This window comes from Prevotella sp. P4-67, assembly GCF_002251325.1.
Classification (GTDB): Bacteria; Bacteroidota; Bacteroidia; order Bacteroidales; family Bacteroidaceae; genus Prevotella.
This window is the reverse complement of record NZ_NPJL01000065.1, coordinates 1-17,659: the sequence shown is the minus strand read 5'-3', so window position 1 is coordinate 17,659 and position 17,659 is coordinate 1. Positions and strand designations below refer to the sequence as shown.

14 protein-coding genes are annotated in these 17,659 nt (G+C 49.7%); 6 read left to right on the top strand and 8 right to left on the bottom strand.

Features of this window, described 5'->3' with window-relative positions; genetic code table 11:
* Window positions 1-172: 172 nt before the first annotated feature.
* From CIK92_RS11190 to CIK92_RS11165, 6 genes are all read right to left on the bottom strand, one after another.
* A complete protein-coding gene (locus tag CIK92_RS11190) occupies window positions 173-1,492 on the bottom strand; it encodes a nucleobase:cation symporter-2 family protein (protein ID WP_094389128.1) in 1,320 nt (439 codons plus the stop codon).
* A 521-nt stretch (window positions 1,493-2,013) separates the two neighbouring features.
* Window positions 2,014-2,583 carry a hypothetical protein gene (locus CIK92_RS11185; protein ID WP_094389127.1) on the bottom strand — a complete coding sequence of 190 codons (570 nt, stop codon included), beginning with the start codon at window positions 2,581-2,583 and terminating at the stop codon, window positions 2,014-2,016.
* Between the two features lie 22 nt (window positions 2,584-2,605).
* Window positions 2,606-3,607 (bottom strand): helix-turn-helix domain-containing protein, encoded by a 1,002-nt coding sequence (locus CIK92_RS11180; RefSeq protein WP_158214785.1) that lies wholly within the window; start codon window positions 3,605-3,607, stop codon window positions 2,606-2,608.
* Window positions 3,608-3,894: 287 nt separating this feature from the next.
* Complete coding sequence (locus CIK92_RS11175) at window positions 3,895-4,779, bottom strand: carbohydrate kinase (protein ID WP_094389125.1); 885 nt, start codon at window positions 4,777-4,779, stop codon at window positions 3,895-3,897.
* A 171-nt stretch (window positions 4,780-4,950) separates the two neighbouring features.
* Window positions 4,951-6,000 carry a zinc-binding dehydrogenase gene (locus CIK92_RS11170; protein ID WP_094389124.1) on the bottom strand — a complete coding sequence of 350 codons (1,050 nt, stop codon included), beginning with the start codon at window positions 5,998-6,000 and terminating at the stop codon, window positions 4,951-4,953.
* A gap of 99 nt (window positions 6,001-6,099) precedes the next feature.
* Window positions 6,100-7,509, bottom strand: a complete 1,410-nt coding sequence (locus CIK92_RS11165; protein ID WP_254046078.1) for an MFS transporter — start codon at window positions 7,507-7,509, stop codon at window positions 6,100-6,102.
* A gap of 267 nt (window positions 7,510-7,776) precedes the next feature.
* Here CIK92_RS11165 and CIK92_RS11160 point away from each other — a divergent pair, with 267 nt between their 5' ends.
* A complete protein-coding gene (locus tag CIK92_RS11160) occupies window positions 7,777-8,784 on the top strand; it encodes a LacI family DNA-binding transcriptional regulator (protein ID WP_094384811.1) in 1,008 nt (335 codons plus the stop codon).
* 192 nt (window positions 8,785-8,976) lie between these two features.
* Window positions 8,977-9,351 carry a RidA family protein gene (locus CIK92_RS11155; RefSeq protein ID WP_094389171.1) on the top strand — a complete coding sequence of 125 codons (375 nt, stop codon included), beginning with the start codon at window positions 8,977-8,979 and terminating at the stop codon, window positions 9,349-9,351.
* 283 nt (window positions 9,352-9,634) lie between these two features.
* Here CIK92_RS11155 and CIK92_RS11150 read toward each other — a convergent pair whose 3' ends face one another.
* A complete protein-coding gene (locus CIK92_RS11150) occupies window positions 9,635-10,852 on the bottom strand; it encodes a glycoside hydrolase family 27 protein (protein ID WP_094389122.1) in 1,218 nt (405 codons plus the stop codon).
* A gap of 306 nt (window positions 10,853-11,158) precedes the next feature.
* On the opposite strand from CIK92_RS11150, the gene CIK92_RS11145 reads away from it, so the two are divergent.
* Together CIK92_RS11145 and CIK92_RS11140 are read left to right on the top strand one after the other, a co-directional pair.
* The gene (locus CIK92_RS11145) at window positions 11,159-11,920 is read left to right on the top strand and encodes a 4Fe-4S binding protein (protein WP_094389121.1); all 762 of its coding nucleotides are present in this window, start codon (window positions 11,159-11,161) and stop codon (window positions 11,918-11,920) included.
* Window positions 11,917-13,023, top strand: coding sequence for a glycerate kinase (locus tag CIK92_RS11140; RefSeq protein ID WP_094389120.1), 1,107 nt, complete (start codon window positions 11,917-11,919; stop codon window positions 13,021-13,023). Before CIK92_RS11145 ends, CIK92_RS11140 begins: the two co-directional genes overlap by 4 nt.
* A gap of 228 nt (window positions 13,024-13,251) precedes the next feature.
* On the opposite strand, the gene CIK92_RS11135 is transcribed toward CIK92_RS11140, so the two are convergent.
* Window positions 13,252-13,566 (bottom strand): Abi family protein, encoded by a 315-nt coding sequence (locus CIK92_RS11135; protein ID WP_254046076.1) that lies wholly within the window; start codon window positions 13,564-13,566, stop codon window positions 13,252-13,254.
* Between the two features lie 787 nt (window positions 13,567-14,353).
* Between CIK92_RS11135 and CIK92_RS11125 the strand changes: the two genes are divergently transcribed.
* A complete protein-coding gene (locus tag CIK92_RS11125; RefSeq protein ID WP_094389119.1) occupies window positions 14,354-15,178 on the top strand; it encodes an FRG domain-containing protein in 825 nt (274 codons plus the stop codon).
* Window positions 15,179-15,206: 28 nt separating this feature from the next.
* A partial coding sequence (locus tag CIK92_RS13515; protein ID WP_158214784.1) for an MBG domain-containing protein occupies window positions 15,207-17,659 on the top strand: 2,453 nt, incomplete at its 3' end.

Here is a 17,659-nt window from a genome sequence, read left to right as displayed (position 1 = left end):
ACAAAATTAGGAGTTTTTTTTGATTTATGCAACGAAAGAATGGCAAAATGCTTGATTTTACATGATTATGATAGACACGCAGACCCCTGAAACCGAAGAGACGACAACCGGCAGGGCGCTGTGGGGCCCATCGTCGGCTGTCGTCTCTTCAGTAATGGAGTGTCTTGTATCGTTATTGCTTGTCAGCAGCGTCTTCCTTCTCCTTGGGCAGAATCAGATTGAGCACCACGGCCAGGAGGAATACCACAGCCACACAGTTGTCGGCAAATACCGTACGCACAATCTCGGGGAAGATGTTGAACATGTCTGTGGCCTGGGTGAAACCGAGTCCCACGCTCAGCGAGAGGCTCACGATAATCATGTTGCGCTGAGAGAATCCGGAGCGGGCCATCATGCCGAAACCGGCAAAGAGGATGCTGCCAAACATCATGATGGTGCAGCCTCCAAGTACGGCCTGGGGTATGGTGGTAAGCACATAGCCTATAGCCGGGAATATGCCGCCCACAATCATTACCACGGCACCCACGCCTATCGTGAAGCGGTTGACTACGCCCGACATGGCAGCCAGACCCACGTTCTGGCTGAACGAGGTGATGGGGGTACAGCCGAAGAGTCCTGATACACTGCTCACAAAACCGTCGCAGCAGATGGCAGACCCCATCTCCTTCTGCTTGGGGTCGCGTCCGAGCGCGCTGTTGCAGAGTGCCGACGTGTCGCCTATCGTCTCTGTCGCCGAGACCAGATAGACCGCCGTCACCGAGAGTATCGCGCCGATGTTGAACTCAGGCGTAAAGGGCAGCAGCTTGGGTAGCGCCACAATCGATATATCGCTGAGTCCGCTGTAATCAATCATACCCATGAAGAGAGCGAGGATATAGCCCGCGATGAGGCCCATGAGTACCGACAGCGACCGCAGGAATCCCTTGGTAAACACCTGGCAGAGCAGACAGGCCAACAGCGTAACGCTGCCCACAATCCAGTTGTCCATGCTGCCGAAGTCGGCTGCGCCCAGTCCGCCGGCAAAGGAGTTGGCTCCCACCGGCAGCAGCGAGAATCCGATGGCTGTCACCACAGTGGCTGCCACGACATGCGGAATCAGTTTTATCCAGTATTTGGCGAAAAGTCCCAGCAGTCCTTCCAGCACGCCGCCCACAATCACCGCTCCGATGAGGGTGCCCATGCCATAGGCTGCGCCAATGCTGATGGCCAGCGAGAGGAAGGTAAAGGAAATACCCATCACGATGGGTAGCCGCGAACCTATTCGCCATACGGGGTAGAGCTGCACCAGCGTACCTATACCCGCTATTACCATACAGTTTTGTACGAGCACCGCACTGACTGATTTGTCCAGCCCTATGGCGCTGGCAAGAATCATGATAGGCGCAATGTTGCTGACAAACATGGCCAGTACATGCTGAAGACCGAATGGGACAGCTTTGCCCAATGGTACTCTACCGTCAAGCTGATAGAGATTCTCTGTAGAATTTGTCATAACTATATCAGTATAAATAGAAATATCGCTTGATAACATTTCTTTCCGCTCCGTGTCTATCCCACAGCCATAACTGCTTGCGCCGTCAAGCCCCAGGGTTGCCACAGAGACGCTACAAAGTTACAAAAAAACATTGACCTCCAATCCCTCAATCCCCATTTTTTCTTCTGCCATGCACAAAGGGGCGGGATTGGGCGCGGATATATACCTTATTATATATATAGGAGGCGTCGCATCCGCTTTTCCATCCGCTGGTGGAGTCGCTTGGGGGAGAAAGGCATCTCGTGTTGTCTGTTTCTACATCAAACCACAACGCGTGATTGAATTGGCTGGGAGCCATGATGGTTGTATATCGTCCGTTTCCTACATCAAACCACAACTGGTATTAAAGAATAGATGCGGCCTATAGAGTTGTATATCGTCCGTTTCCTACATCAAACCACAATAAGGCAGTAATGCCGAAGGGTAAAACCTATACTCCCGCTTCGGTGGGAGTTTTTTTGTTTTTAGCCCTCTTGACTTTACAAATCCTCCATAATGTTTTGTCTCAGCTTGTCCTGGTTGGCTTTGTCGTAGTAGCTGAGCTGCACGAAGCAGTCGAATTTCTGATGGGTTATCTCGAGGGTTATATCTCCGTTCTTGCAGGCAAAGGTGCTGTGGTATTTGCAGCGGTCAAGCTGAACTTCGCACATGCGGCTGTTGTCGTCATCTGCATACTTGTTTTGAAATTCCTCCACACATACTTTGGGCTCGCCGTATTTCTCGGTGAGCATGTCCTTATAGCTGGAGTAGCAGCTTTCGAGGTCACTCCACTTGTCCATTTTGGGGAACTCTACGCAGACGCGACATATCATGCCGCTCTTGTCGGCCACGGCATAGATATGGCAATTCTTGTAACCGGCAAATTCGCCTTTCAGCACCGATACGCCGTCTTCGGTGCCTAAGGGTACATATCCTTTGGCCTTGAGTTTGAGGGTAAACGACTGCAGAGTTCCTTCCATAGGGATGCCCTTAAACTTCATGTGTTCGGTCTGGGCTGAGCAGAGGCATACTGTCAATGTCAGCAGCAATGTACATAATAGATGTTTCATAGTTGTATGTGTTAGTTGATTGTTATTGGGTTCTCGGTATACTCTTTTCGGCGATAGACTTGATACGTTTTTCCCTGCCTATGGTTTCGGCAATGTCATATTGCCCCCATCCTTCTTCTCGTGGATTTTTCTTGATCATCTCGTCATACCACCAGTCGTAGTGCTCGCGGCCGATGATGCCCAGATCGTAGGCTTGATGCACCATTGCGGCTATCGAGGTACCATAGACACCGCGCAGGTCGGCCAACTCTGCGAGGGTGATGCTGTTGCGGTGGGCGCCTACCTCTTCTATATATGTGTCAGGAGGGAAGAGAAAGTAGCTGGCAAACTTGCTGCATAGTTTCTCTGTCATCGCAGCCTCTGTGCCGTCGGCAATGGTGAGTATCAGGTGCCCTAACTCGTGACAGGCGGTGAAACGCAGTCTTTCGACGGTAGTCTTCTCCGGGCGCGAGTCGATGATGATGAGCGGATGGATGGCGTCTGCCCAGGTACTGAGCCCGTAGACATCCTTGGGCAGAGGCGTGTCGAGTATCTTTATGCCCTTGCGCTCCATGAGCCGCAGCAGATGGGGCAGGGGACCCTCGCCGCAGCGCCATGACTTGCGTAGCAGTTGTGCTGCCTTGAGTGCTTCATCTTGGGTGCCCACAACGACCGGTGCTATCTCGTTGACAAACGTATGGGCTATGCCAGTCCGCTGTTCTTCAGCCAGATACTGCTCAGCCCAATATGCCACTTGGGCCGATATCATCTCTGTCGCCTCGTCTCCCATGCCGCTTCCTATCCCCGTGCGCAGCATGGGGCGGTCTATCTCTACGCCGTGGCCCATCAGATAGTCAGTACTGATGGCGAGCGCCTCGGCGAGGGCGTGCAACAGAGGTGGCTTGGGAGTCATCGCCCCTTGCTCATAGCGTGATATGCTCTGCCGCGTCAGCCCGATTCGGCATCGGTCAGCCAGCTGTGCCATGCTGAGGCCGCTCATCAGGCGCGCCGCCCGCAGACGTATGCTAAAGCAGTTGTGTTTCATCTTAATAGAATATTTGTTGACAAATTTAGTGATAATATCTCGAATTGTCAACAAAATCGCCATATTTTTTTTATATCCAGGCGATTATCTGCAGTTTTCCCTCTTCCTCCCAGCCATCACCTCCTCATCATCCGCAAATAAAATACAGGGAAATATAGTTGGTTGTCGTAGGCATAACAAGTGCTCATAACGCTTCCTGCTCTGCGTGTGTCCGAGTCCAGCGGTCCGCATGCTGATTCTGCCCCAATGTCACGGCCGCTTTCAGCCGCTATGGGGCAGAAGAGGTGTCATCTGGTATATTCTTCGGGCAATACAGGCATGGCACCATGCTGTGTGCAGACGTATGCCGATACCTTCACCGCCAGTTCGTGGGCTTCCCTTACGCTCTTGCCCTTCAGGATGCTTGCCACAAATGCGCCTGTGAACGAATCGCCGGCGCCCACGGTGTCAGCCACTTCCACTCTGGGTGTCTCGATAAATGATATCTCGCCTGGGGTAAATACGTAGCTGCCGTTTACGCCACAGGTCAGGATGAGCATCTTCAAGTTGTATTTGCCCAGGAGAAGCCAGCATTTGTTCTCCAGGTCTATACCCGGATAGCCGAAGAGGCGGCTTATGGTGATCAGTTCCTCGTCGTTGATCTTGAGGATATTGCATCGCTTGATGCTCTCGGTGATAATCTCCTTGTTATAGAATCCTTGACGCAGATTGATGTCAAAGATTTTGAGAGTTTCTTTCTCTTCAGGCATATTGTCGAGAAAACGGTAGATGGTATTGCGTGACACCTCGTTGCGCTGGGCCAGCGAGCCATAGCAGACGGCGGTGCAGTTCTTGGCCAATCTGTCCAGGGCGGGGGTATAGGGTATATTGTCCCAGGCTGCTCCTTCCTTGATGTCATAGCAGGGTATTCCATTGGCGTCGAGCGTCACCTGTACGGTGCCGGTAGGGTAGTCTATCTTTTCTATCTCATAGTTGAGATGGTGGTCGTCGAGTTCCTTTTCCAGTTCCTTGCCCAACTCGTCATCACCCATTGCGCTGACAGCCCAACTGTCGAGCCCAAACTGAGAGACATGATAGGCGAAGTTGGCTGGAGCGCCACCGAGTTTCTTTCCACTTGGCAGCATGTCAAAGAGAGCTTCGCCGATACCTATTACTGATTGTTTCTTTTCCATTGTCGTTTTTAGTTTTAGATTGCTGGATACATCGTCTGTTTTCCGTTGCGTGGGCATCTTTCTGGCGGTGTCCATTGCTGCGGTCCAATCTTTTGGACAGTCTGCACACGTCAGTACATCCTTTCTCTGTATCTGCCAATGGTGTGCAGACTGTCTCTTCTTGCCTGTCTGCTATTTCTTCTCTTGTGGTTTCTGGTCTAAGTCGATAATAACCTTCATACTCGTCTCGCGATGGCTGTCGATGAATCTGTATGCGTCATCATATTCCTCAAAGGCGAAACGGTTGCTTATGAGAGGCGTGAGGTTGACGATGCCTTTGCTCACATAGTCGATGGCGGTGAGATAATCCTCGTGGCGGTACATCATCGATCCGATCAGGCGCAGTTCGTGTTCGCCCAGGTGAAACATGCTAAGAGCTGGGTCTTTGGCAAAGACAGCCACGACCACGATGTCGCTGCCCTTCTCGATGGTCTCCATCAGCGAGCGGATAGAAACCTCTACGCCAGCCACTTCAAAGCCTACCTGATAGCCTTCTTCGCCGAAGAGTTCTTGGGCAGCTGCCTTGAGGGGCTTCTTGGTGATGTTGAGCGTATGCTCGATGCCACACTCGCGGGCTTTGGCCAGACGCAGATCGCTCACGTCGGTGATCAGTACGTTCTTGGCGCCACGGGCGATACAGAACTGGGCGATGAGATTGCCGATGGTTCCAGCACCGCTCACCACTACATTCTTGCCTTTCACCTCGGTGCGGTTGCTGGCATGGGCACCTACGGCGGCAGGTTCTATCATGGCTCCATAGTCGAGGCTCATCCCTTCGGGCAACTTGGCTACGCGGTCATCGTCTACGACGAAGAGGTCCTGGGCTGCGCCGTCAGCCTGGAATGCCTGTACACGCAGATGTTCGCAGACATTATACTGTCCGCGTTTACAGGGGTTGCACTTGCCGCAGACCAGCTGTGGGCGGGCGGTGATGTGGTCACCGGGGCTGCATACGGTTACCTCGCTGCCTACAGCCACTACCACTCCCGAGTACTCATGTCCCTGTACCACTGGATAGAATGTGGCGGGGTGGAGACCGTGGTAAGAGTGTATCTCACTGCCGCAGATGCCGATGCGCTTGATGTTGACGAGCACCTGATGGGCTGTCAGGTCAGCTGCCTTGGGTTCTGCTATTTCCTTAAACTCGATACGTTTGGGTTCTACCAATATTGCTTGTCTCATAGTTGTATTGTTTTTTTATGGTTGTTATCGTTAATGTTAGTGTGTTGGGCAATTTTCGTTTGTCTTGTCCCACCCATCGGCCTGATGACCGATGGAGTTTTATTTCTTTTTGTTTTCCAGTTCTGTCATGATCTGGTTGTATTGTTTCTTGTTGAGTCTGTATAGACAGAGACACCCTGCGGTGATGATCCATAACACTCCTGGTATGGTGCTGAAGGCGTGGTGCATGATGCTCAGCACTTCCGGGTTCTGCACAGCGTTGCTTACATATCCTGCACTGCCCAGGGCAATGGCGAGAAGCGATGTGCCGAGCGCCATGCCTATCTTGTTGCCCAGAGAGATGAAGGCATACTGGAATCCATCGTTTCTGATGCCCGTTTTCCACTCGCCATATTCCACGCAGTCTGGGATGATGGCATAGATGGCAGTGTTGAATCCAGAGAAGAAGAACCATGACAATGCTGAGAACAGGTAGAACATGATGGCGCTACCGTTGGGACTGAAGAAGTACAGAGCGATCATCGTGACACCGGTGAGGAAGGCGAAGATGGCTGCAGCCAGACCCTTGTTGCCGGTCTTTCTGAATACCATGGGGAAGCAGGCTGCACCGATGATACTTGGCACGATGATGGCCATCGAATAGAAGGAAAAGAGCGTGGCCGAACCTTCTACATAAGTGAAATAGTAGAGCATGTCGGCGTTGCGTCCATAGTGGATGAAACCGAAGAGCAGCTGGCCTAAGAGAGCGAGCATATAGGGCTTGTTCTTCATCATGGCACAGAGCTGTACCTTCAGCGGGAGCTTCTGACCCACAGGTATCTCCACCACCTCTCTGGTTTTGCGGAAACAGAACAGATGGCAGGCGGCGAAGATGATGCCATAGAGCACAGCCACGGCGAGATAGCCATATCTGGTGTCGCCGGCGCCAAACCAGCTGATGAGTGGCACGGTTACGATGTTGATTACGCCGATGGCCATCATCGCGCTTACCGAGCGGCTGGTGTTGAGTTTGGCTCTCTCGTCGATATCCTGTGTCATGGCTCCGCAGAGAGTGCCATAAGGCAGGTTGACGCAGGTATAGCCCAGTACCAGGATGCAGTAGGTCACTGCCATGTAGATGATCTTGGCGGTCTGGCTCCATTCGGGGTGTGCCCAGAAAGTGAGTATCAGCACCAGTGCCGTGATAGGGGCTCCGAAGAGCAGCCATGGGCGGAATCGTCCCCAGCGAGTATGGGTCTTGTCGGTGAGTGCGCCGATGATTGGGTCGTTGATAGCATCCCAGAATCGGGATATAAGCATCAGGGTGGCTACAGCGCTCATGCTGATTCCAAACACGTCTGTGTAGAATATCATGAGGAAGTTGCCTACAAACATCCAACTGAAGTTGCAGCCCACGTCGCCCATGCCATAGGCGAGCTTGCTGATGAAGGGAACTTTACCCTCTGCATTGTTTTTCTGCGAGTCGTCCATCTGTGAACAGTTCGCTTGACACTTACTGTCTTGTTCCATCTTTTTTAGGTTTGGGTAGTGTATTGTTTTTAATTCTTAGGCGTTGGGAAGTAGTACTCTCCGAGAGAACCTGCTCTTCCCTTATCACGCTGTAAAGGTAGCGTGAATTCGCAGGCAATTCAAGAAAAAAAGCATCTTTTTTCCCACAACCGTTCTCGCAACCGTTCCCATTTTCTGCAACCGTTCCCAAAAAGATCCGCATTTTGTTGTTGCTCTCATGGAGAATAAGTATCTTTACAAGCGCATAGACAAAAGACCCAAAGAGATATGGCAAAATACGTCACCATTATGGATATTGCAAGGGTGTTGGGCATCTCCAAGTCCACCGTCTCCCGTGCCCTCTCGGGAGATACCGGCAATGTGAAGGCCGAAACTCTGCAGAAGATTTTGGCAACCGCTGAGCAGATGGGGTATCATCGCAACGAACTGGCAGTACATCTCAGACAGCAGAGTACCCACAACATCGGCATCATCATCCCCGAAATCGTCACCACGTTTTATATGATCTTTATCAACGAGGCACAGGCCATCCTGCGCAGACAGGGCTACAAGGTGATGATAGCCATCTCCAATGAGAATCCCGAGCAGGAACGTGAGAATATCCTGATGATGGAGCAGCTGCGCGTCGATGGCATCTTGATGAGTGCCTGTGACAAGGAGCGCAACGTAGATCTATATAATAAGGTGATAGAGCGAGGCATCCCCATCGTGTTTTTTGACAGAACCGTGGAGAGGGTCAGGGCTTCCCAGGTACGCATGGACGATTATATCATGGCGTTTTTCATGGTTGAGGCTTTGCTGCGCAAGGGTTACAAGCACATCATCCATATTCCCGGTCCGTCTTATATCCGCAACAGTTATGAACGGTTGAGAGGTTATCGTGAGGCGCTTGAGAAGTTTCATGTCGAGTACCAGTCGCATGATGTCCTGCTGCCGGCATTGTCGGCCGAAGAGGGCAGTTGGGTGATGGAGCAGTATCTGGCCAAGGGGGTGCCTTTTGACGCCGTCTTCGGATTTACGGAGACCGCTGTCCTGGGAGCCAAGAGCGTCATCCAGAAGCACGGCTTGCGCATCCCTGACGATGTGGCGCTCTGCTGCATGTCGGGTACTACCCTGGCCACCCTGGTACATCCCCAGCTGACGGCTGTCGAACAGCCCATCGCCAAGATGGCGCAGGAAGGTTGCCGACTGCTGTTGGAGCATCTTGCCGATGCAGACAAGCCGATAGAGGAGATAGCTCTAAGAGGTGAAACCGTAATAAGAGAGTCTACATAGAGGCAGCGGGTGTGTCATCCATAGGATATGACACACCCGCTGCTTGTCTTGTCTGCTTCCTTTACGGCTCCAGAGTCTCTGCTTCCGCTTCTGCCATGCAGCTGTAGAAATACAGGGAAATATAGTTGGTTGTCGTGGGAAAATAGTATTTTTGTAACCCGAAGGACAATATATACACTAACAGATAATATGATGAAAGTAATCCATTCTGAACTCGCCCCCAAAGCGGTGGGGCCTTACAGCCAGGCCATCGTGGCCAGTGGCTTCGTTTTTGCGTCGGGCCAGCTGCCCATCGATCCTGCCACAGGTGAATTTGCCGAGGGCGGCATCAAGGAACAGACCCGCCAGTCGCTCACCAATGTTACCCATGTGCTTGCCGAGGCAGGCATCGACCTGAGCCATGTGGTCAAGACCACGGTGTTCCTCTCTGATATGGCCAACTTTGCTGCCATGAACGAGGTCTATGCCACATTCTTCAGCGAGCCTTATCCAGCCCGTTCGGCTGTGGCTGTCAAGACGCTGCCCAAGAATGCCCTCGTAGAGGTAGAGGTTGTGGCTGCTCTCTGATTTCCCTTCCTCAGCGCCCCGATGGCGTGCGAGTCTAATTGACAAGCCGTGTGGTTTCCCGAGGTCATTGTGACTGGTATCGGGTGACCACACGGCTTGTTTTCGGGATGTCCGCAGACGATAGCTGCGCCCTTCCTCCTATGCGACGGCCGCCGAAGGCAGAGAGGAGGTTGTCGCGGTTGCTGTCAGTATGCTATAAGATGACAGGAGCATCATGGTTGCAGCGTTCTTCGCTTGCCGCCAGATGCTCCTGTTATTCGTCTTTCGTCGGTTAGGTGTCTTCTTACTTCACCACAAACACCTTGGTCTCATGCGCGGCCACGCTTCCTTTCCAGCTCTTGGCTTTCCGGGCTATGTCTCGGTGCTGCCATACATCGCGCACGGTGTACTTGCCGTTGAGCCCGAGGCTTGCAAAGTTGAGGCTTATGCGTTGGGCTTCGTCCGAGGGGTTGAGGATGGCCACGGCGTGCGAACCGTCGGCGAGCGGTTTGATGTAGACCTGCTGCGCAGGCAGGTTCACAATGCGTTCGGCAGCCTTGCCCAGAGCGTCTTGGTTGATGGCGATAATCTCCTTGTTGAGCAGAATGCGGCGGTCATCGTCGGTCACCTTGCGCAGGTCGTTGGTCATGGCAAGCACCGACGACAGCATACACCACATGCTCATCTGCGTCTGATATTCGGTCGTGGTGCAGCCTACGCCACCGAGGTCGCTCGACGGGCCGCCCGTTCCGTACAGGCCGACCACCAGCATATCCATGTCGGGCCATTGTCCCGGACGGGCGTGTTTTGCCAGAGGCGCCGTTATGTCGATGATGTCCAGAATACCCATGCCGCCTTGTTTCACGATGTCCTTCCACATATCGCGCACATCGCCTGAGGTACGCCAGAGCTGTCCTCCCACCTCTTCGCACCACTCTTCGCATTGGCGCTGACCCCACTCGCAGATGCCGAGCACGATGTCGCGCCCCGAGTTCTGCAGAGCGTTAGCCATAGTGCGGTAGCGCTGTCGGGCGGTGGCACTGTCGGCAGGAGCGTTGCAGTAGTCGTACTTCAGATAGTCTATGCCCCACGAGGCGAAGGTGCGTGCGTCCTGCTTCTCAAAACCCAGACTCGCTGTCCGTCCGCCGCAGGTGAGCTGTGCCGCATCCGAGTAGATGCCGAGCTTCAGTCCTTTGGAGTGTACATAGTCGGCGAGCGCCTTTATGCCCGACGGAAACTTCTCCGGGTCGGGTATGATGTTGTTCTCACGGTCGCGTCCGCCTTGCCAGAGGTCGTCGATGAAGATATATTCGTAGCCGGCGTCGCGGAACCCGCCTTCAACCATGGCGTCAGCGGTCTCGCGTATGAGCTGTTCGTTGATGTTGCCTTGGAAGAGGTTCCATGTCATCCATCCCATTGGTGGTTTCGGAGCAAGTTGTCGACGTGGGGTGGGGGTGTTCTCTGCCAAAGCGAAGAGCGACGCGAGGCAGAGCGCTGCCGATAGGATAAGCGATTTGTTCATAATGATTTGTCAATTGGTTGTTTGTTATTGTCCATAGGCTGTGCCGTGGCGATATAAAGCACGGGGCTTCCGTCTGCTTTATATGCCTTGCGCATAGGCTTTTATATTATCACGTACAAATTTAGCAATTATTTCCCGAAGTCCCGTACCAAGTCTCCGATTATTTCATTATCGTGGCACCAGCCCCTCAGCCCACCGCCGGCATATACACTGCCCCAAGCACTGCCCTGTATGTGATTTTTACCGAAAAACTGCACGCTTGGCGTATTTTTTTGTATTTTTGTGACCATATTATAGTGTTTACCTATGACTATACATCAAATCACATTCAGTCCCACTGGCGGCACGCGACGCGTGAGCGAGTTGCTGTGTGCGGGCATCGGCATCACGGACACCGCCACCGAACTCTGCTCGTGGGAGGACGACATCGCTTATCCCGACATTGCTGCCGACGACCTGGCCGTCATCTCCATGCCCGTCTTTGCCGGACGCGTGCCGATGCTGGCTGTAGAGCGGCTGAAACGCGTCAGCGCCCATGTCGCCCGGTGCGTGATAGTCGCCGTCTATGGCAACCGCGCCTACGACGACGCCCTTGTAGAGATGCAGGACATAGCCACCGCAGCGGGTTTCCGGGTGATGGCAGCCGTGACAGCCATCGCAGAGCACAGCGTGTGCCGACAGCTTGCCGCCGGACGCCCCGATGCGAGCGACGCCGCGCAGCTTGGTGAGTTTGGTGCCGCCATCCTTGCCCGCGCAGCCCTGTCGGTGCCCATCCCCGAGTTCACTCTGCCGGGTCACCGTCCTTACCGCGAGTACAGCCCATGCGCCGTGCCCGAAGCCGATGACCGCTGTCAGGGCTGCGGAGCATGTGCTGCCCAGTGCCCCACCAGAGCCATCGCGCCAGACCATCCCCAGACCACCGATCCGGCCCTCTGTATCAGTTGTATGCGTTGCGTGCAGGTGTGCCCCGTCCATGCCCGAGGCATCGGACAGCGCCTCTCCATGCTGGCAGCCCATCTCGAACCGCTCTGCCGCGAGCGACAGGAGAACAGACTCTATCTCCCATGATGCCGACTATACAGGGACCGGAATACACCGCGCATGGGGCTGCGGTACGCAAGGTCGTCGCAGCCTTCGACTCGTTCAAGGGCAGTCTCTCTGCCCGGGAGGCATGCGAGGCGTGTGCCCAAGGCATAGGCAGAGTCCTGCCCCACGCCGCAGTAGTTCAGCTGCCGCTGAGCGATGGAGGCGAAGGGCTGGTCGAGTGTGTATGCCGGCTGCTGCCCTCACGCCCTGTTACCGTCGAGGTGCATGGCCCCCTGATGGAGCCTGTCACCGCCGAATATGCAGTGTCTATGGATGGTCGTACCGCCTATATGGAGATGGCGGCGGCAAGTGGACTGACGCTCGTGCCCGTAGGGCGGCGCGATGTGATGCGTGCCACCACCTATGGCGTGGGCGAGATGATGGCCGACGCCGTAAGCCGAGGCTGCACCGAGATAGTGATGGGTATCGGCGGAAGCGCCACCTGCGACGGCGGCAGGGGCATGATAGAGGCCCTGGGCGACTGTCGGCGCCTGGCGTCACGGTGTAGAGTCACCGTGGCTTGCGATGTAGACAATCAGCTGTATGGCGAGCGGGGTGCCGCCTGCATCTTTGCCCCGCAGAAGGGTGCTTCGCCCGAGCAGGTCAGGGCTCTCGACGCTCGTCTGCGCGACTTTGCCCGTGCCACTGAGCGTGCCGGACTCGCCACGCCACTACTCGCCCTCCACCCGGGGGCAGGTGCGGCGGGAGGACTGGGCTATGCGCTCATGGCATACCTCAACGCCGACCTCCGCTCGGGCATAGACATCATGCTGGAACTCGCCCATTTCGACGACGCCATCCGTGATGCCGACCTCGTAATCACGGGCGAGGGCAGGTCTGACGCTCAGACACTTATGGGCAAGGTTCCCTGTGGGGTGCTGGCGCGCTGCCGCCGCGAGGGAGTGAAGGCGTGGCTGCTGTCGGGCGCGGTCGACGATACCGAGGGGCAGCTCTCGACTGCGTTTGACCTGGTGGCGGGCATCAACGATGCCGACCCCCGACCGCTCGCCGTGCTGATGCAGCCCGAGGTGGCACGCCACAACCTGGCTGCGACCGTGGCAAGACACATTGGTGGGGCGGGGTAGACGGAGGTGTGGAACACCATGCCATCATTTCTCATGAATGTGAGCACGTTATTGTATATTCATCCGCATGTGGATGAATGGTTTAAGAAGACAACGCTTCTAAGAAATGACAATTGTCAGACATATTCCGACTTGTTTACATCAAATAGTTCATATATCAAGAAGAAAGCCTGTCGGTAATGAAGAATTTTCACTACCGACAGGCTTATCTGTATTTTATCTATAAAGTTATCTCCATAGAGGATCCGAAATCCAATTCTTAGGGAATCCCATTGCTGCCGGATCTACCTGGGGATAAGAAACGAGTAAGGATTTGAGTTCATTCTTGAAGTCCAATCCATATCCCATGGAATCAAGCCAGAATGCAATACAACAGGCTATAGCATAAACTTTGTTCGCATCAACACCATTAATGTCAACCCACGCACCACGTAAAGAGGCTTTCATTTGTGGAGCGTTGGAAAGATAACGATTCCAAAGTCGTGAGTGGTGAGCGCAACAGTTTCTCAGGACAGTTACACTACGCATCCAGCTTTCCAACACCTCATGCTGTGGAAGATTGAATTGACGAGCTACACGCTGTAACTGACCTCTTCAAGAAATGTTGCAGCCTTGGATGAATCAGCAATATTTAAGCCTCTACTTTTTAGTAGTTCTATTTGTTCCGAAATAGAAATAGCCTGTTTAGTGTATAATCTTAATGTTCCCATAAAAGCAAAAGCCCCGCCCTGGTTCGCTGTTCAAATGGGAAGCGTGGCGGATTCTGTTGCTGTAAAGATATGAATAATCATTGATAATACGAACTTTTTAGCGAGAAAAATCACGCAAAAGTGGAATTCTTTGACGTATTTATGTTTAATAATGTTAAATCGGACATTGAAACCATACTTTACCAGCTAAACAAAGTGGTTTCCAAGATGAAAGTGTTATCTTTGTAACGTCTATACCCATGCCGAAAGCCTCAATGGGCAGAGGTTGGGCAGACATACATATGGTAAAAGGCGTTTTTGTACGCTTTGGTTTTGACGTGTAGGAATCTGGCAGTTCACGACACAATTTGTCAAAAACAAAGCAATGCAGAACGCCTCATGAGGTGTATTGTATACAGCTCTCATTGGCTTCGGATGATTCTGTCGTTCGTTGTCAAGGGTGCTTTCTATATACGTACACAGGCGTGGGGCTTTCGGCGTTGCTCGTTTCGACAAATTGGGCGATGCCAGAGCCTCTACACGTGGAACGAGTGACAGAATTGGCTCCACGCTTTTTCGTATGTATAACATCTAAAAAGTTCTTGCCTTATTGGAGCCTATGGGTATAAATCAATTCTAATATGGAACGTTGTAATGATAAAGACTTATTCATAGAACCACATCCTCTCGAAGGTACAGTTCTTGACATAGATACGCCTTGTTCTCAGAAGGCTATAACATCTTTACCCGATAATTTTCAGATAAGAACCAAGTCTGATATTAAGATATTGCAGGAGTATGTTGCCTTTAATTATACCAAAGGGATAAGTTTGTATCGTGGACATGAATCACGTGATTACAAAATAGAATCAACCATTGTTCGACATGTAAAGGGAAAGAAAAAGGAATGTTCTGTTGAAGATATACTTGAAGCGGAAAAGAATGAATATAATTTGTTCCGTCGTGATGTTTTCAAAACAGAGTGGTTGCACAACAAACCACAAAAAACAGATGAGATGCTGTTTGCTATGTCTATTGGAAGGCATTTAGGCCTACCTTGCAGATTAATAGATGTAACAGCAAGTCTTGAGACTGCGATATGGTTTGCTGTAATGAATCCCAAATTTCATAACGTAGATGGTGAGATTATTCTAATTTATCTTTACAAAAATGACGTTTTAGAGACAAATCAATCTCCTTTCAATGCAACAAAATTGTCATATGCTCATGAGCCATTTATGACAGATTCTCTTAGTGATTTACCACTTGGCGAACAACGAAGATTTGTACAGAATGGACATTTTATATGGGTTGACAATAATTCTTTGTTGAATGAAGAACAAGTTATTAAAGACTCTGTAGTTCTTGTCAGACATTTTACGATTTCTTGGCGGGCAAAAAACACTTTGGCAAAAGAACTACGAAGAGATGTGTACAAAGGTTTCATACATAGATTTAATTGCTAATAAATAAATGTAAAACTTAATAACCAAAATGAACATGAAGAAATTTTTGTTTGCCTTATCAAGTATAATAGTATTAAGTGCAAATGCTAAAACGAGAGTGAAGGTAGGTGATTTGTATTATGATTTATCAGGTGCTTATGCTTCTGTTGCATCATCTCGTCCTGTACCTAGGGATTGCAGAGGCTCAGAAGCGAGCTTATACACCAATGAGAGTTACATTGTTCCATCTACTATCACATATGATGGATTGGAATATACAGTAACTGAAATTGGATATGCTGCGTTTGCAGGTTGGACTAACGACCTCTATGCGAACCCTAAGTTTGACTCAAGTTATGCAATAGGTAGCACGGCAAAGAAAATCGTATTGCCTCCTACTATAAAAAAAATTGATACATATGCTTTTGCCAATTGTCGCAATTTAACCTCTATTGTAATTCCGGAAAATGTAACAAGTATACAAGGAAGTACTGCTTTTCTAAATTGTGATGGATTAAGAGAGATTTTCTATTTATCGCAAACTGCACCTACCAATTGGACTGCTACTTCATTGACTTATGTGCCTTTACTCAGTGCATATGGCAACCCTGGTACTAAAATAAATGATGCACAAATAATAGAGATGGGGGCATTTAATACTACAACATTTACATATACAGGAAGTGTTCCAAGTACAGAATGGACAAATAATGTTGCAGGGTATGAAGCTAATTTGGATTTGTCTAGTATTCAATTTGAAGTAGGCACTTATTCTACTCTATTGCCATTAACATTAACTAAAGACGAAGAAACCATTAATGTGAATATTCCTTTCACATATACTATAAAAGCAGCTCCATTAACAATAAAAATCGATAATGTAGAAAGGGAATATGGAGAAGAAAACCCTACTTTCACTTATAGTTATGAAGGATTCATAAATGGTGAAGATGAAACATCATTATCATCATTACCTAAAATTACCACATCTGCAAGTAAAACTTCAGATGTAGGAACGTACACTATTAGTGGAAGTAATGCTGCAAGCAGTCATTATTCTATAAGTTATTCAACAGGTACTTTATCAATTACCAAAGCACCATTATCTACAAAAATAAAGGATGCTTATAGGGAATATGGAGCTTCCAATCCTTCTTTTTCTATGGAATATGTTGGGCTAAAAAATGGAGAAAGTACACCTTCTTGGACCAGTTCCCCATCTTATACTACTACTGCTACAAATAGTAGCCCTGTTGGTGAATATGAAATAACTGCAACTGCTACACCAAAGAACTACGAGTTGTCAAAAATCACCTCTGGAATACTTACGATTAATGCAGCCCCATTAACAATTCAAGCAAATGATGTTAGCAAAACATATTATTCCGAAAATCCAGAATTGACTTATACTTGTAGTGGGTTAAAATATTGGGATGATAATTCTGTCTTAACTATTCAGCCAACTTTAGCAACAAATGCAAAAAAGGAAAGTGATGCAGGAACTTATGATATCACGATCGAAGGTGCAAGTGCTAAAAATTATGTTATTATCTACAAGAATGGACATATGACAGTTCAAAAAAGGCCCCTATATGTAAGCGTTGGCAATTATGAGAGAAACTATGGTGAAGATAATCCCCAATTTACTATAGAATATGAAGGTTTTGTCGGAACTGATAATTATAAATCTATTGATACAGAACCTTATGCATACACATCAGCCACAAAAGACACTAATGTTGGAACTTATACAATTAATATAACTGGTGGGCAAGATGATAATTACTCATTTTATTATAATTCAGGAAAGCTCACTATCAATAAAGCAGAACAAGATATTATATGGAATCAGGATTTAACGAATTTAGCAGTAGGAGAACAAGTGCAATTATTGGCAGAAGCATCTTCTGGCTTATCTATTGCATATTCGCTTGATTCAAATGAATTTTGTGAAGTTTACACAACAGGTAAATCTTCATATATTGATTGTAAAGCGGAAGGTGAAATTCAAATAAGGGCATCACAAGAAGGTAATGGTAATTATTACTCTACTCCAAGGGTTTCAAAGAAAATAAAGATTACTTCTTTAGGTTCTGAAAAACCATCTCTTACAATTAAGCAAGCAGGGCTTGGAGCAATCTCGACTTATGTAGAGAGAGGAAGTACGTACCAATTTACGATTACACCCGAAGATGAATGGGTAATACATTCTGTTTCATTTAACGATAAAGACTATTCGTCAAAACTTGACAAATCAAACACATTTACTACTCCGCAAATTACAAAAAACTCTACAATTATAATTGTTTATTCGCAAAATCCGTCAGGCATAGCTAATAATAAAGTCGCATCTTTCAAGATTATAGGAACGAAAAATGGAATTAAAATATCTGGAGCAGAAATTGGCACAGATGCAGATGTTTATACAATTGATGGCTATTTAGTAAAGACACAAGAAATACGCTCTATAAATGAAGAAATAGAATTCGACAATAATAAAGT